We start from the raw sequence: 19714 nt of genomic DNA on the forward strand, positions 1-19714 counted from the left end.
GCCGCCGAGTCGATGGCCACCGGGATCCTGGCGATGCCCGCCACACCCAGCACTGGCGTTTCAGCCGGCATCAACCACCACGGCCGCGGCCGTGGCTGCGTGATCACCCGACGGGCCCTGTTCAGCGCCAGCCACCTATACCGGTTGCCGGAGCTGAGCCATGAGGAGAACGTCAGCCGCTTTGGCCGTTGCAGCCTCGCTCCGGGTCATGGTCATAACTACGAGCTGATCGTGGCGATGGCTGGCCCGCTTGATGGCGATGGCATGGTGCTCAACCTGTCTGATGTCAAACACGCAATCCGTCGGGAGGTCACCGATCCCCTCGATTTCCGTTTCCTCAACGACTGCTGGCCGGAGTTCGATCTGAGCCGGCCCGAGGGTTGCCTGCCTACCACCGAGGCTCTGCTCCAGGCGATCTGGACACGACTGGCCCCTCACCTGCCGCTCGTCGGTCTGCGTCTCTACGAGCAACCCATCCTCTGGGCCGATGTCATCGGCAATCCCATGGAAGCCTTCCTCTCGATCCGTACCCACTTCGCCGCCGCCCACCGCCTGGCCCGCGAAGAGCTGTCCCAGAGCGAGAACGAATCGATCTACGGCAAGTGCGCCCGTCCCCATGGCCATGGCCACAATTACCTGCTGGATGTCACCGTGCGCGGTGCGATCGATCCCCGTACCGGCATGGTCTGCGACCTGGGTGAGCTGCAGGGTCTGGTGAACGAGCTGGTGGTGGAGCCCTTCGATCACACCTTCCTCAACAAGGATGTGGCCCATTTCGCCAGCTGTGTCCCCACGGCTGAGAACATCGCCCTGCACATAGCCGATCTGCTCAGCGCTCCGATTGCCGCCACTGGTGCCTCGCTTCACAAGGTGCGTCTCCAGGAGAGCCCGAACAACGCCGCTGAGGTGTTTGCCGAAACGCCCCTGCTCGATACTCGCCCCGCTGTGCTTGAGGCTCTGGCCGGCGCTTGAGCCTGCCCCAGCTGCGCCTGGTGCTGGCCATCAGCCTCGATGGCCGCCTCGCGCCAGCCCAGGGAGGTGCCGCCCAGCTTGGAGCTGCCGGAGACCGCGCCGTGCTCGAAGAGGCGCTTGCCTGGGCTGATGGTTGCCTTGTCGGGGCTGCCACGCTGCGGCTGCACCGCAGCACCTGCTTGATCCATCGCCCTGAGCTGCTGGCGCGTCGCCGCCTGGAAGGGCGCCAACCTCAACCCACCGCCGTGGTGGTGAGTCGCGGCCGAGGACTCGAGCCGTGCCTTCCATTCTTCTCCCAACCACTGGAGCGCTGGCTGCTTTCGACGGGGCCCGCCCAGCTTGCTTTTGATGGCCATGTGGCTCTTGGTAACTGGCGGGCTTCCCTGGCGGAACTGGCAGGGCGAGGGTTGCGCCGGCTGGTGTTGCTCGGTGGCGCCGAACTGGCCACGGCCCTGCTGGCGGAGGGACTGGTGCAGGAGCTGCAGCTCAGCCTCTGCCCACTGCTGCTGGGTGGCAGCCATGGCTGGGTCAGTCCCCTGGCGCCCGACCTCTCGGGTCAGAGCTGGGAGTTGCTGGAGCACCGGCCCCTGGGGGGCGGTGAACTGCTGCTGCGCTATCGCTGCAGTGCTCCTACGGCAGCGTGACGGGCCGTTTGAAGCGGCGTTGAAGGTCTTCCAGCGACACTTCCTTGAGACTGTCGGCGGGCAGCCCCAGCAGTTTGGCAACGCAGCGTTTCACCACCACCTCGCTGTCGTCGCCCAGCCTGCCCCGGGCCAGTTCGCTGATCACCCCGAAGCTGCGCCCGCTGCTCTCGGCCTCGGAGATCAGGCAGGCGCTGGCTGGTACGGCCAGACGGCGGCAGGGTTCCTTCAGGCTGCGCTCCAGGTTGGCCTGGCCGCCGGCGGCAGCGCTCACGCACGCTTCGCTGAGCTTTCTCTCCAGCTGGGGTCGCATCAGGCGCAGCACCGGCCCCAGCAGACTGGCCGAGGCGGGCAGGGGGCTGCCCAGCCCGGAGGCCAACGCCCCTGACAACGTCAGGACTGCTGCCGCCAGGATCGACAACCGGTGCAGTCGTTGCGCCATGCCGTTAGTTTTGCCCCTCGCCGTCGAGCCCACGTGATCCTCTGCCATGGCTGAGCTGCAGGCCCGCTGGCACCGGGCCATGACGGAGATTTCCCGTGAAGCCTGGCAGGAGCTCACGGGGCCCGCGGGTCTTCCGTTCTACGGCTGGAGCTGGCTGCACGCTCTTGAGCGCTCCGGCAGCATCGTGCCCCGCCAGGGCTGGCAGCCCTGCCATCTGAGCCTGTGGCGCCAGGAGCGGCTGATTGCCGTGGCGCCGCTCTACCTCAAGGGCCACAGCTACGGGGAATTCGTCTTCGATCAGTCCTTCGCCCAGCTCGCCGGTCAGCTGGGCCTGCGCTACTACCCGAAGCTGGTGGGCATGAGCCCGCTCAGCCCGGTGCAGGGTTATCGCTTTCACATCGATCCCAGTGAAGACGGGCCAGAGGTCACGGCCCTGATGCTGGAGCTGATCGATCGCTTCTGCCGCGAACAGAAGATCTTCAGCTGCAACTTCCTCTACGTGGATCCCCAGTGGCAGCCCTGGGCCGAGGCCGCTGGCTGCGCCACCTGGCTGAACCAGCAGAGTCTCTGGAGCAATGCTGGATTCAGCAGCTTCGAGGATTATCTGGCTGGCTTCAATGCCAACCAGCGGCGCAACATCCGCCGGGAGAGGCGCTCGATCGCCGCGGCCGGTCTGCAGGTGACTCCCCTGGCGGGGTCTGCGATTTCCGCCGCCATGCTGGAGCGGATGCACCACTTCTACGCCCAGCATTGCAGCCGCTGGGGGGCCTGGGGCAGCAAGTACCTCAGTGAGGAGTTCTTCCGGCTGGATGCCTTTGAGTTGCGGGAGCATCTGGTGCTCTTCAGTGCCCATCGGGGCGATCCGCAGGAGCCGGTGGCGATGTCGCTGTGCGTGCGCCATGGCGAGGCTCTCTGGGGCCGCTACTGGGGCAGTGATCGGGAGATCGAGAACCTGCATTTCGAGGTCTGCTACTACGCCCCGATCGAGTGGGCGATTGAGCAGGGCATCCGCTGCTTTGATCCAGGGGCTGGCGGGAGCCACAAGCGGCGCCGGGGTTTTCTGGCCGAGCCCCGAGCCAGCCTGCACCGCTGGCAGGATCCGGGCTTCGATCGGCTGCTGCGTCGCTGGCTGCCCGAAGCCAATGCCCAGATGCTCGAGGAGATCGAGGCGGAAAATGCCGAACTGCCTTTCAGCCGTCGGGATCTGCCCTTGGGCACCTGCTGAAGCCGCTGTTTACGATCAGAGCATGGATAAGCGATCCTCGATCACGTCTTCACCCACCTATGCAGCTCCACCCTTGCAGGAGCTGCGAGAGCTCGATGAACGCCTGTCGCAGCGCCCTATCGACCTCGATCCCGCCGGCTATGTGCTGATCAGCCTGGATCGCGAGCGGGGAGAGTTGATGGCGGAGCTCTACAGCAACGGCATCAATGCCAGAGGCCTGGCCACTGATCCTGAAACCGGTGAAGTGCTCAGTTGCCGTGGAGCTGCCCCCCGCCGGCCGTTGACGGTGTTTCGAGGCCGCACAGCCAAACAGCTGGGTATTCAGCTGACTGAGGGGCCATCCCCAGCCCCGATCAGCAGGCTGGATCACGCCCTTTACCTGGGCCGTGAACTGCAGAAGGCCGAAGCGGCCCTGCGTTCCGGCGACTCCTACATCCAGGACTGAAGGGCCTGCTTGAGCTCAGGGTTTCTCAGGCTGGCTGGAGTTCCCTCACATCTGACGTGGCGGGAGGGGGTTCCGGCGGCAGCGACTGCAATTGCACCTGAATCTCTTCGGTGACGATGCTGCGGTATTCCATGAAGTGCTCGTTGTGGGCCAGCACAACGAGGAACTGCTCGAGCTGATCGGGATTCGTACGGGCCATGGCCAGCAGGTAACGCCAGAACCGACCGCGGGTGTCGCGGATCAGGCCCTGGCGCCAGATCACGATCAGGAGGGCCCGCACGTCTGTCCAGCTGGGAAGCTTGAAGCCGGAATGCTCCGGCTTCAGGAAGGGCTTCCAGCGGGGCTTGCCCACCTTGTGGTAATAGCTGAAGACCCTATCCATGTAGGCGTTCGGCTCATAGAGGTTGCAGAAGGCCTCCACGTATTCGTTGGCGATGTCGCGGATAGGGCGGGTGGGCACGAAGTTGAGCAGGTTGGTCTGGTTCACCCCCTTGGCGTCAGCCTTGTCCTGGATCAGCCGTCCTTCCTTCTCCAGCCGATGCCAGAGGCCGGTGTTGGGCAGGGCCTGCAGCATTCCCATCATCGCGGCGGGGATGCCTGTGCGGGTCACGAACTCGACGATGCGTTTGCCGGCACCGGTTTTCTCCCCATCGAAGCCGATGATGAAGCCGGCCATCACCCGGATGCCGTAGGAGGTGATCCGATCCACGGATTCCTCCAGGGAGCTGCGGGTGTTCTGCAGCTTCCGGGCCGTTTCCAGACTGGCCTCATCCGGGGTCTCGATGCCGAGGAAGACGCTGTCGAAACGGCTCTCGGCCATCATCAACATCATTTCTTCATCGGAGGCCAGGTCCACCGACGCTTCGGTGGCGAAGCTGAAGGGGTATCCGTGCTCAACCTGCCATTGCTTCAGGGCCGGCAAGAGCAACTTTGCGTTGCGCTTGTTGCCGATGAAGTTGTCATCCACCAGGAAGATCGAGCGCCGCCAGCCCAGGTCGTAGAGATATTGCAACTCGGCGATCAGTTGCTCGGGTGTCTTGGTGCGGGGCTTACGTCCATACAGGACGATGATGTCGCAGAACTCGCACTGGAACGGGCAGCCCCTGGAGAACTGCACTGACATCGAGTCGTAGGCGTCGAGCTCGAGCAGATCGAAACGGGGAATGGGGGTACCGGTCACGTCGGGCTTCTCGCCGTCCGAGCTGAAGCGTCCCTGCTGCTCGCCCCGCTCAAGGGCCTCGATGAACATCGGCAGGGTGATCTCACCCTCATCGAGCACCTTGAAATCGGCCAGAGCTATCTCTGGGGCATCAGGGGTTGAGCTGGCGAAGGGGCCTCCCACCGCAACAGGCAGACCCCGCTGCTTGGCCTTGGCGATCTGGGCGGCCATGTCGGCTTTCTGCACGATCATCCCGGAGATGATCACCAGCTCCGCCCAGGCCCACTCGGCCTCGGTCACCTCGCGCACATTGCGATCGACGAGCTTGTACTCCCATTGCTGGGGCAGCAGGGCCGCCACCGTGACCATCCCCAGTGGCGGGAGCAAGACCTTTCGGTTCACGAGCTCGAGGATTTTCTCGTAGCTCCAGAAGGTCTTGGGGAACTCCGGGTAGACGAGCAGAGCGCGCATGCTGAACCGGTTCGTAGGGCGCCAGCCTAAGGGGAACCCACCGAAGCAGGGTTGCTCTGCTCTAATGAGCGAGTTGTATTCCCGTGCAGGCCATGGCGGCAGTTTTCTACCTCGCTCTGGTGGCCGCTGGGCTGGTGACGGCCTTCCTTCTGTCCACGGTTTTACGCGGCATCAAGCTGATCTGAGCCCCCTGGATTCAGGCGCAGTCCCCAGCGGCTGGTGAGCTCCAGTAGCCCCAGCCCCAGGCCAATGCTGCCCATGAGCGCGAAGGTGGCTGGCAATCCGATCCTCAGGGTGAGCACGGCGGCGATCAGGCCACTGAAGCCGCCGCCGCCGAGGAAGGCGATCTGGCCAAGGCCTGCCATACGTCCGCGCAGCACCACCGGAGCTCCCACCTGCAGGATCAGGTTGCTGCCTGCCAGCAGACCAGCGGTCCCCGCTCCGATCAGAAAGGTCATCCCCAGCCGGAAGACCGTGGGCGCACTCAGGGCCATGCCCAGCTGGGCGAGGCTGGTGATCACGGCACAGGTGCCAAGAAGCAGGGAAGGGCGCTCGCTCAGCCACTGGCTGCGTCGTTGCAGCAGCAGCCCCCCGCTGATACTGCCCGCCGCCAGCACGCTCGTGAACCAGCCCAGGGCCTGGGGGGATGGTCCCAGCACCTGGGCGGCGATCAGTGGCGCCAGACCGGGATGGAAGAAGACCGCCAGGCACGCAAGGCCCGTGAACACGAGCACGTGGCGAAGGCTGGCGCCACAGCCCCGCCAGGCGCTGGCCAGGCTGGAATCAACGCCCATGCCGCTGCGCCGCTCGGCGCTGAGGTTGGGTTGCAGCAGCCACAGCACCGTTGCGATCGGCAGCAGGTAGGAGGCCGCGTCGATGGCCAGGGCCGTGGCTGGTCCCGTCAGGGCGAGCAGCAGCCCACCGATGGGTGGCCCCACCAGCTTGCCGACGTTGAACACCACCGAGAAGGAGGTGAGGTAGGGAGCGAGCTGGGCCGGCTCATCCACCAGCAGGGCGCAGTACTTGTTGCGAGCAGTGAGCTCGAAGGCGCTGGCCAGACCCACCACCAGGGTGCTGAGCAGGAGCAGGCTCACCTGGGCGGCTCCCGTCAGCAGAGGGATGGCCACTGCCCCCAGGGAGGCGCCGGCCACCAGGCCCCACTGGGAGCGGATCAGCACCCGCTCGCAGCCGATCCGGTCGGTGAGCACCCCGGCAGTGCCGCTGGCCAGCAGACTCGGCATGGCCAGGGCGGCGAAGTGCAGGGCCAGCAACAGCGGATTGCTGGTCTGGTCCATCAGGATCCAGCCCTTGGCGGTGAGTCCGGCGAAGGAGCCGGCGGTGCTCAGCCCCGAGGCGATCAGAAAGGTGGTGCGCTGGTTGCGGCGGATCCAGTGCCTCAACCGCGGCTTCCGCGGGTGGCCAGAGCCTCCTCCACCATGGCCCGGGCACCCACCACCTCGCCCTGAAGGTCGTAGGGGGTGGAGGCCGTGATGAGCACCGGCACCATGGTTCCGGGGGAGGCGCAGAGGCCGCCGGCGCCCGGGCTCACGCGCACTTCCCCGTCCACATCGGGAGCGAAGCGGGCACAACGCCCGATCATCTCGCCGCTGCTGGGGTTCTCCTGCTCGATCAGGACATCAACGATCCGGCCCACCCAGCTGGCATTGCGCTCGGCCGCGATCGGTTGCTGAGCCGCCATCAGGCGGTTGCGGCGCTCGATCGCCACCTCGGCCGGCACAGGATCGGGCAGATCCACCGCAGCGGTGCCGTCTTCCGGAGAGAAGGTGAACACCCCCACATGATCGAAGCGCTGCTCCTCCACGAAACGGAGCAGGTGCTCGAAATGCTCCTCGGTTTCACCGGGGAAGCCGACGATGAACGTGGTGCGCAGCACCGCATCGGGAAGCTGCTGGCGGATCCGTCCCAGCAGCTCGGTTGTGACGCCGGTCTGCCAGGGGCGGTTCATGGCCCGCAGCACCTCGGGATGGCTGTGCTGCAGCGGCAGATCCAGATACGGCAACACGTTGGGCACGTCCCGATAGGCGCTCAGCACCTCTGATGTGAGGCCGGTGGGATAGGCGTAGTGAACCCGGATCCAGGGGATCTCCACTTCTCCCAGGACCCGCAGCAGCTCCGCAAGCTGGGGCTTGCCGTAGAGGTCGAGGCCGTAGTTGGTGGTGATCTGGCTGATCAGGATCAGCTCCTGTACCCCCTGGGCGGCGAGCTGATGGGCCTCCGCCACGACCGACTCGATCGTGCGGGAGCGTTGGTCGCCTCGGAGCCTGGGGATGATGCAGAAGGCGCAGCGGTAGTCGCAGCCTTCCGCCACCTTGAGGTAGGCCACCGCCTCGGAGGTGGTGCGGTACCGGGGCAGATGCTCATCGCCCACGAAAGTGGGCACCTCGCTCACACGGTTCACCCGCTCACCGGCCTCCACCCGCTCCAGCACCTCCACGATGTGCTGGTAGTCGCCGGTGCCGACGATCGCGCGTGCCTCCGGCAGCGATTCCAGCAGCTCCTCGCGGAAATGCTGGGCGAGGCAGCCGGCGATGATGAGTTCCTTGCCCTGCTCTGCCAGCTCAACCAGGGTGCGCACCGATTCCTGACGGGCGTCCTGGATGAAGCTGCAGGTGTTCACCACCACCACCGCCGCATCGCGCTCATCGGCGCTGATCCCGTAGCCCGCCTGGGCGAGCAGTCCGAGCATGTGCTCGGTGTCGACCCGGTTCTTTTCGCAGCCCAGGTGAGCGAAGGCCACGGTCGGACGGCTGCTGCCGGACTCCCCGGGCCGAATCGATCCTGCTGGGAAAGCTGCGCTGGCGGGTGACATGGGTGCGGAGGCCGAAAACCTTGGCCGTGGGTCGAACCCCTGGGGCCAATCAGTCACCCTAGGGATTCCCGGGTGCCTCGGCCTGGCTCGTTCTCCTGCTGCGGCCATTGCCATGCCCTGCTCTGAATCCCATTGGCGTGAGCTGTTTCCCCAGCCCTGTCCGCTGATCGGGGTGATTCACCTCGGTCCCCTGCCTGGATCACCGGGCTGGGCCGGTGATATGGGGCATCTGGAGGCCGCCGCCCTCGCCGATGCCGAGGCCTATCTCATCGGTGGCGTCGATGGCCTGATCGTGGAGAACTTCGGCGATGTGCCCTTCTGGCGGGGACCCGTGCCGCCGGAAACGGTGGCGGCCATGACCAGGCTGGCCCTGGCGGTGGTGCGGGCCACAGAGCGGCCTGTAGGCATCAACGTGCTGCGCAATGACGCGCTGGCGGCTCTGGCGATCGCCCAGGCCAGTGGCGCTCTCTTTCTGCGGGTGAATGTGCTCAGCGGCGCCACGGTCACCGATCAGGGGTTGATCGAGGGGGTGGCCGCCGAGCTGCTGCGCCGGCGCCGGCTGCTGGGTGCCGAATCGGTGAGGATCCTGGCCGATGTGCTGGTCAAGCACGGAGCCCCCCTGGCACCGCTGTCGATGGCGGAGGCCGTGAGCGATGTGCTTGAGCGCGGCGGCGCCGATGGTGTGATCGTCTCGGGTACGGGCACCGGCAGACCCACCGATCCGGCTGATCTGGAGCAGGCCAGGGCCGCGGCAGCCGGGGCGCCTGTACTGATCGGCAGCGGGGCCAATGCCCAGACGCTGCAGAGGCTTTCGGCTGTCTGTGACGGCGTGATCGCCGGCACGGCCCTCAAGCGCAACGGCTTGATCTCGGCGCCGGTGGATCCCGAGCGGGTCAGTGCTCTGAAGCGGCTGCTGCCACAATCAGCCCAGATAAAGCCCTTGCCGTGACCTCCACCCGCTTGAGCAGTCGTCTGAGCAGCCGTCGACGATCTGACGCCGGACTGCGCTGGGTTCGTGTGGTGATGGCCGTTCTGGCCACGATCGGTGGCATCGACACCGGCGCGATCACTCTCAAGCGCTGGGGCCTGCTCTCCCCACTCAGCTGCCCCGGAGGCGCTGAAGGCTGCGACAAGGTGCTCAACAGTGCCTGGGGCAGCATCTTCAGCCAGCCGCTCTCGCTTTTCGGCTTCCTCGCTTACACCACGGTGCTGGTGCTGGCGGTGCTGCCGTTGATCCTCAGGGGCGAGGCCCGCATGGCCATCGCCGAACGCAGTTGGTGGGGGCTGTTCCTCCTCACCGGCGGCATGGCCGTGTTCAGCCTGCTCCTGATGGGGCTGCTGATGTTCAAGATCAAGGCCTTCTGTCTCTTCTGTGTGCTCTCGGCTGTTCTCAGCCTGAGCCTGTTCGTGCTCAGCCTCATCGGCGGCCAGTGGGACGACCGCGGCCAGCTGGTGTTTCGTGGGGTTCTTGTGTCCCTGCTGGTGGGGTTGGTGGGTCTGGGCTGGGCCGCTTCCGTTGATCGGCCCGCCGCCATGGGCACCCGCGGCACACCACCGCCCGTCATCAGCGTCAGTACCCCAGCCACCCTGGCCCTTGCGGAGCACCTCAGTCAGACAGGTGCTGTGATGTATACCGCCTACTGGTGCCCCCACTGCCATGAACAGAAGGAACTGTTCGGCAAGGAGGCCAACGCCAAGCTGAAGGTGATCGAATGCGCCGCCGATGGCGTCAACAATCAGAAAGCGCTCTGCGACAGCAAGAAACTTGAGGGATTCCCCACCTGGGAGATCAACGGCAAGCTGGATTCCGGCGTGAAGCCACTCGCCAAGCTGGCCGAATTGAGTGGTTTCAAGGGCCGGCTCTGAACTCACAGGCCAGCGTTAAGTCGGGGTACCCACTCAGCAACGGGGTGGTGTGGATCGCCTCACCGCGCCGTTGCAGTGAGTGGCGCTGCCAGAAGGGCTGGGGCGCCGGGCAGTCGGTCCGATAGTGGCCGCCGCGGCTCTCCCGGCGGAACAGGGCAGCCTCCACCAGCAGATCCGCCAGGGTGAGCAGTTGGCGCAGATCGTTGAGGGGGCGCAGAACACTTCCACCTCCCGGCCCAAGTGTCAGCTGATCGCCGGGCTCGAGCTTTTCCAGGGCCTGAATCCAGGGCTGATCGTCCAGCTCCTGTCGCTGGTGGCGGATCAGCCGCAGGGCCTCCCGCAGGCCCCGCTCCTGGCGCTCGACTCCCGCCACTTGCCAGCAGAGATGGCGCAGCAGCTCGCTCTGGGCCAGCAGGTCGCTCTCCAGGGGCTGGGCCTGGGCGAGAGAGGAGGGGCAGCTGCCCCCCCCCGCAGGCGAGGGTGATTCCCAGGAGCGTGGCCAGGGCTGCTGCTCCGGCAGGGACAGGTGCCGCAGCTGCCCGGCAAAGACCAGACATTCCATCAGTGAATTGCTGGCCAGCCGATTGGCCCCATGCACGCCTGTGCAGGCCACTTCCCCCACGGCGTAGAGGCCCGGAAGATTGGTGGCGGCGTCCAGGTCGGTGCTCACACCACCCATCCAGTAGTGGGCGGCTGGAGCTACGGGGATCGGCGCCGAAATGGGCTCCAGGCCCAGCTCACGGCAGCGGCGCAGGATCGTTGGAAATTGACGGTTCAGTCGCTCCTCTCCCACCGGCCGCAGGTCGAGCCAGAGGTGGTCAACGCTCTGGGCCTGCATGGTTCGCACCAGGGCACGGCTCACCTGATCGCGGGGCGCCAGATCGGCACTGGCGAGGTCGGCCACCGGACTGTGGCCGTGGGCATCGATCAGGCGGGCGCCTTCACCCCGCACCGCCTCGGAGATCAGGAAGTGGGGGGCCCCTGGCAGCATCAGGGCGGTGGGGTGGAACTGGACGAACTCCAGATCGCGGATGGCGGCCCCGGCCCGCCAGGCCATCGCCACACCATCGCCCGTGGACTGGGAAGGATTGGTGGTTTTCTCGAACAGGTGGCCGCCGCCGCCGCTGGCCAGCACCACGGCGCGGGCCCCAAGCCAGCGCACCTGATCGTTCTCCAGCACCTGCAGGCCGAGACAACGGCCATGCTCAACCCAGATCTGAAGGGCCATTAGCCCCTTGCGCTGCACCAGCCCCGGACGGCGCAGCACCTCCCGCTCCAGGGCATCCACCAGAACGCCTCCAGTGCGGTCCTGGGCGTGGAGCACCCGCCGATGGCTGTGGGCGGCCTCGAGGGTTGTGCTCAGGCCACTGCCGTCGCGGTCAAAGGCCATGCCCAGCCCCAGCAACCGTTCAACGCAGGCCGGAGCCTGCCGAACCAGCAGATCGACAGCGCCTGGATCGCAGAGACCTGCCCCTGCCCGCAGGGTGTCATCGCGGTGGCTCTCCAGGCTGTCCTCAGCCCGGGTGACTGCGGCGATGCCGCCCTGAGCCCAGCGGCTGGCGGTTCGGGGTCCGTGTTCCTTGCTGAGCAGGAGCACCCTCAGTTCTGCGGGCAGCTCCAGGCAGGCCATCAGCCCGGCAGCGCCACCACCCACCACCACCACATCCCAGCACGGAGCCAGGGGTGGTCGGGTGTGGGGTGTCGAGGTCATGGGGCCGCAAAAAAAGCCGCCGGAGACCGACGGCTTTCGGAGGGTCGCGACTTTAGGGGTTCAGCGGTAGACGCCCGGGTTGATGCGATCGTCGCCTTCATTCAGGGCGATTGAGGGTGGGGTCACCGTGAAATTGTCCTTGTACTTCTCGAACAATTCCTTCTGCCGATCCGTCAGATCCAGGCTGAGCACGTCGTCGATCTCCTCGTAGGGACCCCCGAGCACGATCTTGCCGGCCAGGGTCGGATACATGCCGGGGAATTGCTGAAAGCTGCGCACGGGTGAGTTGTTGAGATCCACCTTGCCTTGACGGGCCGCGATCTTCTCGTCCGCCACATTGCGGAGCTCCTCCGCCTGGACCGCCGGAGGCAGGAACAGGGAAACCAGCAGGCCGGCCAGCAGTACGCCGCTCATCATCCAGGCAACCAGCCGTTTCATTGCAGTTCTCCGTGGTGTGGATCGGTGAGGATCGCCGTTGGATGGAGGCCTTGACTCGGAAGCACTCCGAGCAGGGTCAGGGGCAACGCTACAGGCCAGTTGGCGGATCAATCCACACAGCGCCAAGCCTTTTGCAGTTCTTCAATTCCCGCCCCGCAGTTCCGCTTCCCTTCAGATCAATCCACTGAGCTGGGGGCTGAGCAGGGCGGCGATCAGGAACAACCCGTCCACCGCCAGGGTGGTCAGCAGGGTGGCTGCGGCCAATCGCCCGCCAGTACCCAAGCGGCGGAATCGGCGCGCCAGCAGCGTGAGGGCCACCGCCATGCCCAGAACAAGGGCCAGCGAGGCCGGCTCCAGCACCTGTACTGCTGCCCGATGCAACAGAGCGGGTGCTTCATGGACCGGAGCGCCCAATACCTGCGGCCAGAGCGGCATCACCCCCGTGAGGGCGATTGCCCCATCGGTGCAGGCGGTACCCAGGAGTGAGGCCAGATAGAAGTGGGAGGCGCTGCGCCAGCGACCGCTCAGGCCTGCCAGCGCCAGAGGCAGGGCGAAGGCCTCGATCGGCAGATGCCAGAGCGGATGCAGGCGACACCATCCCCAGAAGAGACAGCCAGCCAGCCAGCTGCCACTGAAGCCGACCAGCAGCGGCCCGAAACCGCGGTAGCGATCAGGGCCCCGCAACTCCAGCAGCAGCCCGGCGGCCATGATCACGGCTGTGAACAGCGTGGCGCTGCTGGGGTGCAGGCGGACCCAGGGAGCCTGAAGGAAGACAGGCACCACCACAAGGGCAGCGCCCACCATGGGCAGAAGAGCTGCATGTGATCCTCCCAGGGGCGCCTTCAGCGCTGCGCTGGATGGGCGCAGAGAAATAACGAGGGTCTCGGGGACCAGGGCGGACGTGGGAGGTGTGGCGGTGGCCCCGATCACCTGGTTCTGTGAAGAAAGGTACGCAACCTTAAAGGACGCCGGAGGTGGAGCTACGCGCCGGGCGGTCATAGGGTCACTGGCTCCGCCGCGCCATTCCGCGCATGGGCTCTGCCCTTTCAGCCCCGGTTCCAGGCTTTCTTGAAGCCTGCTGGCACGCCCTGGTCCTTGGCATCGTGCAGGGCCTCACTGAATTCCTGCCGATCAGCAGCACCGCCCATCTCAAGGTGGTGCCCGTACTGCTCGGCTGGGGCGATCCTGGGGTGGCGGTCACGGCCGTGATTCAGCTGGGCAGCATCGCGGCCGTGCTCGTCTACTTCCGCCACGACCTGGCGGAGGTGCTCTCGGGGGTCAGCCGTGCCTTCCGCCATGGGCAGTGGGGGGATCATTCGGCGCGGCTGGGGGTGGCCATGGGCATCGGCACCCTGCCGATCGTGCTGGCCGGCCTGGCCATCAAAATCCTGTGGCCTGCCTACGAGAGCTCGCCGCTGCGCGGCATCACCTCGATCGCCCTGATCTCGATCGTGATGGCACTGCTGCTGGCTCTGGCCGAGCGGAGCGGTCGACGCCAGAAGGATCTGCTCCAGGTGCGCCCGATCGATGGCCTGCTGGTGGGCCTCGCCCAGACCTTGGCCTTGATCCCCGGGGTGTCGCGCTCCGGCAGCACCCTCACCGCATCGCTCTTCGATGGCTGGCAGCGGGCAGCGGCGGCCCGGTTCTCGTTCCTGCTCGGAATCCCGGCGATCACCCTGGCCGGACTGGTGGAGCTGAAGTCAGCCTTCGCCACCGGAGCCAGCCTGGGTCCGATCCCCTTGTTGATCGGTATTGCCTCAGCTGCCGTGGTGTCCTGGCTTGCGATCGCCTGGCTGCTGCGCTTTCTGCAGCACCACAGCACCTGGATCTTCGTGATCTACCGGTTGGCCTTCGGGCTGCTGCTGCTGCTCTGGGTCTGGCGGATGGATCCAGCCGTCAGCTGAAGCCCTCAGCCGCCCACACTGAAACTCTCCGCTTCGAGTCTCCGCCGTGTGGAACGAACCCTCCGCAGGTCTACCCCTGGCCCCTGTGGATTCAGCCCGCCAGCCCCAGCCAGCCGTGGTGGCCGCCGTGGAGCCCGGGTCGATCGGCGAAGACCTCGGGTTCCAGCCCGGGGACAGGCTGATCAGTATCAACGGGGTGCGGCCCCGCGACCTGATCGACCTGCAGGTGCTGGTGGGGGAGGAGGAGCTGAGCCTGGAGGTGGAGGACCCCGATGGCACCCGCCATCAGGTCGAGCTCGAGAAGGATGCCGATGACGGTCTGGGGCTTGCTTTCACCGAGGCCCTCTTCGATGGCCTGCGCCAGTGCAACAACCACTGCGCCTTCTGTTTCATCGATCAGCAGCCCCCCGGCCGGCGCCAGAGCCTCTATGTGAAAGATGACGACTACCGTCTCAGCTTTCTCTACGGCTCCTACCTCACCCTCACCAACCTCACCGCGGCGGATTGGCAGCGGATCGAGGAGCAGAGGCTTTCGCCCCTGTTTGTCTCGGTGCATGCCACCGACTCCGAGTTGCGCAGCCGCCTGCTGGTGAACCCAAGGGCCGGCCTGTTGCTCGATCAGTTGCGCTGGTTCGGCGAGCGGCGGCTGCAGATCCATGCCCAGGTGGTGGTCTGCCCGGGGGTGAATGATGGAGCGGCCCTGGAGCGCACCCTGCTGGATCTGGCCAGCTTCGGGGACGGCGATTGGCCGGCCGTGCTTTCCGCCGCCGTGGTGCCCGTGGGTCTGACTCGCTTCCGTCCCCCGGGGGATGGTCTGGTGCCGGTCGACCGCGCCTGCGCCCGCCGGGTGATCGAGCAGGTGGAGCCCCTCCAGGACCGCTTCCGGGCGGCACTCGGCAGCCGCTTCGCCTGGCTCTCCGACGAGTGGTATCTCATGGCCGGCCTTCCCCTGCCGGAGCGCGCCAGCTACGAGGATCTGCCCCAGCAGGAGAATGGGGTCGGCAGTATCCGTGCCTTTCTTGAAGCTCTAGATCAGGCCACCAGCCGCCTGCCCCGCCGCCTGTTGCAGCCCCGGCGCCTGAGCTGGGTTGTCGGGGGCTTGGTGGCCGAGGCCCTGCAGCCAGTGGTCGATCGCCTCAATGCCGTCGAAGGGCTGTCGCTTCGACTCCATGGTCTGCCCAGTCCCTACTGGGGGCAGGAGCAGGTGGTCACCGGCCTGCTCACGGGCTCAGATCTCCTGGCCGGCCTGGAGGGTCAGGAGCTGGGGGATGAGCTGCTGCTTCCCTCGGTGATGCTGCGTCAGGGGGAGCCGGTCTTCCTGGATGACTTCAGACTTGAGGACCTGCAGCGTCGGTTGCCTGCGCCGATCCGCCTGGTGCAGGGGGCGGATGATTTCGTGGCCGCCTGCCTCGGCATTCAGGCCTCGGCTCTTTAAGCTCGGCCCAACAACGGTTATCTGTGTGCGGCCCTCCTTCCTTGCCTCTGCAGCCTTAGCAGGGATGGCTCTGGTCCCTTGCTTTCAGGGCGTGAGCCTGGCCCAGGACGCAGTTCCAGCGGCTGTTCCGGCTGAGGCTGTGCTTGGACGCCCAGCCCAGCCCGTGCCGATTCCCCTGGCTCCGGAGGTCATGGGAAACCGGCCCAAATCGGACCCCACCGTTCTTCCACCGGCGGCTACCGAGCTTGAGCCCGGTTTAAAACCCCTGGCCTCTCCACCCTCCCTGGCGCTGCCCACCAGGCCTGCCCAGGTCAAAATCCAGCAACTGCGGCCCTTGGGCCTCCGGGAGGTGGAGACCCTGGCCGAGACCAATAACCCCTTCCTCAAGGCGGCGGCCTCCCGGGTGGATCAGGCCAGATCCAACCTGCGCGCAAAGATCTCAGCCTGGTATCCCAACATCAACCTCTCCACCGGGAGCGCCTTCCCGGCCCTCACCAACAGCTACCGGTTTCGCTACGACGCCGACGCCACCGGCCCCCTTGCCACGCCTGAGTCGCGCACGAAGGGGCAGACCCTTGGGGCCAACATGAACATCGGGATTAGCTGGGACCTGATCAATCCCCGGCGGGTTCCCCAGATCTCAGCGGCCCGCGACGAGTTCGAGCGGGCCCAGAATCAATACTTGATCGAGCTTCGCCGCAAGCGCCTTGAGGCCGCCACGAATTACTTCAAACTTCAGCTTGCCGATGAGGGCGTGCGCATCGGTCAGGAATCGGTGCGGGCCTCATTGGTGAGTCTCAAGGATGCCCGAGCCAGGTTTCAGGCGGGGGTCTCCACCAAGCTTGAGGTGCTCCAGGCGGAAACCCAGCTGGCCCGTGACCAGCAGTTGCTGACCAATTCCCTGGCCGAGCAGTCAGTGGCTCGCCGGGCTCTGGCCTCCCTGCTGGATCTTCCCCAGGACGTCACGCCGACGGCCAAGGAGCCGGCCCGGGTGGTGGGCACCTGGACGCCGTCGTTGCAGGAAAGCATCGTGGCGGCCTATGCCTTCCGTGAGGAACTCGATCAGGTCATCCTGCAGATATCAATTGCCAACAGCAATGCCAATGATGAGATCGGCAAGGTTCAGCCGTCTCTGAGCATCGTCAACAACTTCGGCTGGGATCGCAGCAACGGCCGGAATGGGGTTCCGGTGGATCTGCCGATCAACATGGGCAGTTACACCTACGGCGTCGACAATTCGATTGGCCTGAATCTGAGCTGGAATCTCTTTGACGGTGGCCGGGCCGCCGCCCAGTACCGCCAGCAGAAACAGGCGGCAGAAGAGCAGCGTTTCAACTTCGCCGACCGCCGCGACCAGATCAGGCTGGAGGTGGAAACCAGTTTCTACAAGCTCCTTCAGAACAATCGCGACATCACCACCACCTCCCGGGCGGTAATCTCTTCTCGCGAAGCGCTGCGCCTGGCCAGGCTGCGCTTCCAGGCTGGTGTCACCACCCAGCGGGAGGTCGTAGACAGCCAGCGCGACCTCACCCAGGCGGAGGTGAGCTACGCCCGCGCCGTGACCGACTACAACCTCCAGCTGGCCGAACTGAGGCGCAGCACGGGCCTGGATCAGGTGGCTTTCTGTCAGCCGCCCACGCTCCCCTCCAGCAAGCCGGCCTCCGATCCCACCACCCAGATTCCGATCGAGCCCCAACCGCTGTTGCCGGCCTGTCAGTCTGAGGTGCGTGCGCCGGATGGGCGTGGTCCACTCTCCCCCTAGAGAGTGCCCGGCGGGGGATCAACCCGGGTGGCCGGAAGGTTTCGTTGCCTGAATCTTGCCCTCCACCATGGCTCTCTCCAGTTCGCCGCCCAGCCTCTCGATCGCCAGCACCGTGCGGCTGGGGCTGTTCCAGGGGAGCCTCGGTTTTCTGGCGGTGATCTTTGCCGGCATGCTCAACCGGGTGATGATCAGTGAACTGGGATTTCCTGCGTTGTTGGTCGGTGGGGCCTTGGCCTTCGAGCAATTCGTGGCCCCATCGAGGATTCTCTTCGGCCAGCTCTCCGATGCCCGGCCCCTGGCGGGCCGCCACCGTACCCCGTACATCTGGCTGGGCGCCGCCCTTTTCTGCGGGCTGGCAGTGCTGGTGGTGCCGGTGATTTTCCGGCTGGCTGCGGCCCGGGAGCTGGGGGATGGGGCCGCGACCATTCTGGGCACAGTCCTGATGTGTGCCCTTTTCGCCGCCTACGGGCTGGCTGTTTCGATGGCCACCACCCCCTATCTGGCCCTGGTGATCGACCGCACCCAGGAGCGGGAGCGACCCCGGGCGGTGGGAATCATCTGGTGCATGCTCACCGTGGGGATCGTGGTGGGAGCGGTGGTGATCTCCCGCAGCCTCAAGGGGCTCGACGGCGTCACTGACCCGCTTGTGCTGGAGGCTGTGCTCTCTCGGTTCATGGTGCGGGCCGCTCTGGCGGTGATGGGCCTCACCCTGGTTGCGACCTGGGGCGTCGAGCCCGCCGCTCCGGCTACCACCAAAACCGTCGGCGGCGGCACCAGCCCAGCGCGGGACGATGCGATCACCATGCCCCAGGCATGGCGTCTGATCACCTCCAGTCGGCAGGTGGCAGTTTTTTTCCTGTTCGTGGTGCTCTTCACCCTGGCCCTGTTCATCCAGGACCCGATCCTTGAGAGCTATGGCGCCGACGTGTTCGCCATGCCGATTGCTGCCACCGCCTCGCTTAATGCCTTCTGGGGGGTCGGCACCCTGCTCGGCCTGGTGCTGGCGGGTTGGTGGATCGTGCCCAGGCTGGGTAAGTACGCCACGGCCAGGCTTGGCTGTCAGCTGATTCTGGCCTCGATGCTCCTGCTGATCCTGAGCGGACTGGTGGGTGAGGTCCCCTTGCTTCAGGCGGTGCTGCTGCTCTTCGGGCTGGCCTCCGGCATCGGCACCAACAGCACCCTGTGCCTGATGCTTGATCTCACCTTGCCGGAAGCCGCTGGCACCTTCGTGGGTGTGTGGGGCCTGGCCCAGGCATTCTCCCGCGCCACGGCCAAACTGATCGGTGGCGGATTGCTGGATCTGGGTCGTGCCATCATCCCCGGCCAGGGTCCTTTTATTCCTTATGCCCTGGTCCTGGGCACGGCCGCGCTGATCGCCCTGGCGGCCCTGCGGGTGCTGGTCGCCCTCAATGTTCACCGCTTCCGCGACGACACCACCAGGCAGCTGACCCAGGTCCTGACCACCGAACTCGGATGACTGCCACCTTTACCGCAATTCCACCCGAGGCTCTGAGGCTCACGGAATTGCTTGATGCCGTTGCCGAGCGGCAACGCAAGGATTTCGGCCACATGGCCTCGGAAGCCAAAGCCGATGGCAGCCTGATCACCGCCTGTGACCGCTGGAGCGATGAAACCCTGGTGCGGGGGCTGGAGCTGCTTTATCCCGGCGAGGGGGTTCTCAGTGAGGAGGGCCGCAAGCTGGTGCCCTCCACCGACGCCTACTGGGTGGTCGATCCCCTTGATGGCACCACCAACTTCGCCGCCGGGATTCCCTACTGGGCGATTTCCCTGGCTCGCTTCGAGGGAGGTGTCCCCGTGCTGGCGGTGCTGGATGTGCCTCCCTTGCGCCAGAGAATCATCGCGGTGCGTGGGCTGGGCGCCTGGCGCAATGGCAAATCCTTGAACCCGCCGGGCGATGAGGCCCAGGCGGCCGGGTGTGCTTCGCTCTGCAGCCGTTCGATCGGGGTGCTGCAGAAGCTGCCGGATCGGCGCTTCCCCGGCAAGATCCGCCTGCTCGGGGTCGCCAGCCTCAACCTTGTGAGCGTGGCCATGGGCCAGACCGTGATGGCGCTGGAGGCCACCCCCAAGATCTGGGATCTGGCTGCAGCCTGGCTGGTGCTGAGTGAATTGCAGTGCCCCATGCGCTGGCTGGTGCGCAGCCCTGAGCAGCTGAGGCCTGGCGACGACCATGGCCACACTGATTTTCCGGTGCTGGCCGCCAGCAGCCCGGAGGCGCTTGAGCGCTTTATGCCCTGGGCCGAAGCGCTTCTTCGGGGTTGAGCCCCGAGCACGGCTTGTTCTGTGGTATGTTTTTGAACTGCGCGTGAGCCGGAAGGCGAGCGCTGCAGGGCTTGCAACTGAAGTGGGGGCGAGAGCCTGCCGTCGGTGTTGTAAGTTTCAAAAGCGGTCGGGA

At 66.0% G+C, this 19714-nt stretch carries 19 protein-coding genes; 12 read left to right on the plus strand and 7 right to left on the minus strand.

Annotated elements, in window-relative coordinates:
• Positions 1-33 precede the first annotated feature (33 nt).
• The gene (locus CJZ82_RS14515) at positions 34-972 is read left to right on the plus strand and encodes a 6-carboxytetrahydropterin synthase (RefSeq protein ID WP_094556495.1); all 939 of its coding nucleotides are present in this window, start codon (positions 34-36) and stop codon (positions 970-972) included.
• Positions 969-1616: a dihydrofolate reductase family protein gene (locus CJZ82_RS14520; RefSeq protein WP_094556476.1), complete on the plus strand. Its 648-nt coding sequence runs from the start codon at positions 969-971 to the stop codon at positions 1614-1616. Before CJZ82_RS14515 ends, CJZ82_RS14520 begins: the two co-directional genes overlap by 4 nt.
• On the opposite strand, the gene CJZ82_RS14525 is transcribed toward CJZ82_RS14520, so the two are convergent.
• Complete coding sequence (locus tag CJZ82_RS14525; RefSeq protein WP_233130272.1) at positions 1603-2103, minus strand: hypothetical protein; 501 nt, start codon at positions 2101-2103, stop codon at positions 1603-1605. The genes CJZ82_RS14520 and CJZ82_RS14525 overlap by 14 nt on opposite strands.
• Between CJZ82_RS14525 and CJZ82_RS14530 the strand changes: the two genes are divergently transcribed.
• Both CJZ82_RS14530 and CJZ82_RS14535 read left to right on the plus strand, forming a co-directional pair.
• Positions 2102-3280, plus strand: a complete 1179-nt coding sequence (locus tag CJZ82_RS14530; protein ID WP_094556478.1) for a GNAT family N-acetyltransferase — start codon at positions 2102-2104, stop codon at positions 3278-3280. The genes CJZ82_RS14525 and CJZ82_RS14530 overlap by 2 nt on opposite strands.
• Before the next feature lie 22 nt (positions 3281-3302).
• The gene (locus tag CJZ82_RS14535) at positions 3303-3725 is read left to right on the plus strand and encodes a DUF4346 domain-containing protein (RefSeq protein ID WP_094556479.1); all 423 of its coding nucleotides are present in this window, start codon (positions 3303-3305) and stop codon (positions 3723-3725) included.
• A gap of 25 nt (positions 3726-3750) precedes the next feature.
• Here CJZ82_RS14535 and CJZ82_RS14540 read toward each other — a convergent pair whose 3' ends face one another.
• Entirely contained in the window at positions 3751-5355 is a 1605-nt protein-coding gene (locus tag CJZ82_RS14540) for a B12-binding domain-containing radical SAM protein (protein WP_094556480.1), read from the minus strand.
• Between the two features lie 92 nt (positions 5356-5447).
• Between CJZ82_RS14540 and CJZ82_RS14545 the strand changes: the two genes are divergently transcribed.
• Entirely contained in the window at positions 5448-5540 is a 93-nt protein-coding gene (locus CJZ82_RS14545; protein ID WP_143593690.1) for a cytochrome B6, read from the plus strand.
• On the opposite strand, the gene CJZ82_RS14550 is transcribed toward CJZ82_RS14545, so the two are convergent.
• On the minus strand, positions 5517-6755 hold the full coding sequence (locus tag CJZ82_RS14550; protein WP_094556482.1) for an MFS transporter: 1239 nt from the start codon (positions 6753-6755) through the stop codon (positions 5517-5519). The genes CJZ82_RS14545 and CJZ82_RS14550 overlap by 24 nt on opposite strands.
• The gene (gene rimO, locus CJZ82_RS14555) at positions 6752-8185 is read right to left on the minus strand and encodes a 30S ribosomal protein S12 methylthiotransferase RimO (protein ID WP_094556483.1); all 1434 of its coding nucleotides are present in this window, start codon (positions 8183-8185) and stop codon (positions 6752-6754) included. The genes CJZ82_RS14550 and rimO overlap by 4 nt, the downstream gene beginning before the upstream one ends.
• A 112-nt stretch (positions 8186-8297) precedes the next feature.
• On the opposite strand from rimO, the gene CJZ82_RS14560 reads away from it, so the two are divergent.
• Both CJZ82_RS14560 and CJZ82_RS14565 read left to right on the plus strand, forming a co-directional pair.
• Positions 8298-9134 carry a BtpA/SgcQ family protein gene (locus CJZ82_RS14560; RefSeq protein ID WP_094556484.1) on the plus strand — a complete coding sequence of 279 codons (837 nt, stop codon included), beginning with the start codon at positions 8298-8300 and terminating at the stop codon, positions 9132-9134.
• The gene (locus CJZ82_RS14565) at positions 9131-10051 is read left to right on the plus strand and encodes a vitamin K epoxide reductase family protein (RefSeq protein WP_198949796.1); all 921 of its coding nucleotides are present in this window, start codon (positions 9131-9133) and stop codon (positions 10049-10051) included. Before CJZ82_RS14560 ends, CJZ82_RS14565 begins: the two co-directional genes overlap by 4 nt.
• Here CJZ82_RS14565 and nadB read toward each other — a convergent pair.
• The 3 genes from nadB to CJZ82_RS14580 all read right to left on the minus strand — a co-directional run bounded on the left by nadB (position 10035) and on the right by CJZ82_RS14580 (position 13004).
• On the minus strand, positions 10035-11762 hold the full coding sequence (gene nadB, locus CJZ82_RS14570; RefSeq protein ID WP_094556485.1) for an L-aspartate oxidase: 1728 nt from the start codon (positions 11760-11762) through the stop codon (positions 10035-10037). The two genes, CJZ82_RS14565 and nadB, sit on opposite strands and share 17 nt — an antisense overlap.
• Positions 11763-11822: 60 nt before the next feature.
• Positions 11823-12200, minus strand: coding sequence for a photosystem II complex extrinsic protein PsbU (psbU, locus tag CJZ82_RS14575; RefSeq protein ID WP_094556486.1), 378 nt, complete (start codon positions 12198-12200; stop codon positions 11823-11825).
• A gap of 171 nt (positions 12201-12371) precedes the next feature.
• Complete coding sequence (locus tag CJZ82_RS14580; protein WP_198949797.1) at positions 12372-13004, minus strand: DUF3120 domain-containing protein; 633 nt, start codon at positions 13002-13004, stop codon at positions 12372-12374.
• A 227-nt stretch (positions 13005-13231) separates the two neighbouring features.
• On the opposite strand from CJZ82_RS14580, the gene CJZ82_RS14585 reads away from it, so the two are divergent.
• From CJZ82_RS14585 to CJZ82_RS14605, 5 genes are all read left to right on the plus strand, one after another.
• Positions 13232-14104: an undecaprenyl-diphosphate phosphatase gene (locus CJZ82_RS14585; protein WP_094556487.1), complete on the plus strand. Its 873-nt coding sequence runs from the start codon at positions 13232-13234 to the stop codon at positions 14102-14104.
• A gap of 46 nt (positions 14105-14150) precedes the next feature.
• A complete protein-coding gene (locus tag CJZ82_RS14590; protein ID WP_094556488.1) occupies positions 14151-15539 on the plus strand; it encodes a TIGR03279 family radical SAM protein in 1389 nt (462 codons plus the stop codon).
• Positions 15540-15603: 64 nt separating this feature from the next.
• Positions 15604-17301 (plus strand): TolC family protein, encoded by a 1698-nt coding sequence (locus CJZ82_RS14595; RefSeq protein WP_094556489.1) that lies wholly within the window; start codon positions 15604-15606, stop codon positions 17299-17301.
• Between the two features lie 67 nt (positions 17302-17368).
• Positions 17369-18778, plus strand: a complete 1410-nt coding sequence (locus CJZ82_RS14600; RefSeq protein ID WP_094556498.1) for a BCD family MFS transporter — start codon at positions 17369-17371, stop codon at positions 18776-18778.
• On the plus strand, positions 18775-19581 hold the full coding sequence (locus tag CJZ82_RS14605; RefSeq protein WP_094556490.1) for an inositol monophosphatase family protein: 807 nt from the start codon (positions 18775-18777) through the stop codon (positions 19579-19581). The genes CJZ82_RS14600 and CJZ82_RS14605 overlap by 4 nt, the downstream gene beginning before the upstream one ends.
• The last annotated feature ends 133 nt before the right edge of the window (positions 19582-19714 follow it).

It is taken from the genome of Synechococcus sp. 1G10 (assembly GCF_002252625.1).
In the GTDB taxonomy this organism is placed as follows: domain Bacteria; phylum Cyanobacteriota; class Cyanobacteriia; order PCC-6307; family Cyanobiaceae; genus Regnicoccus_A.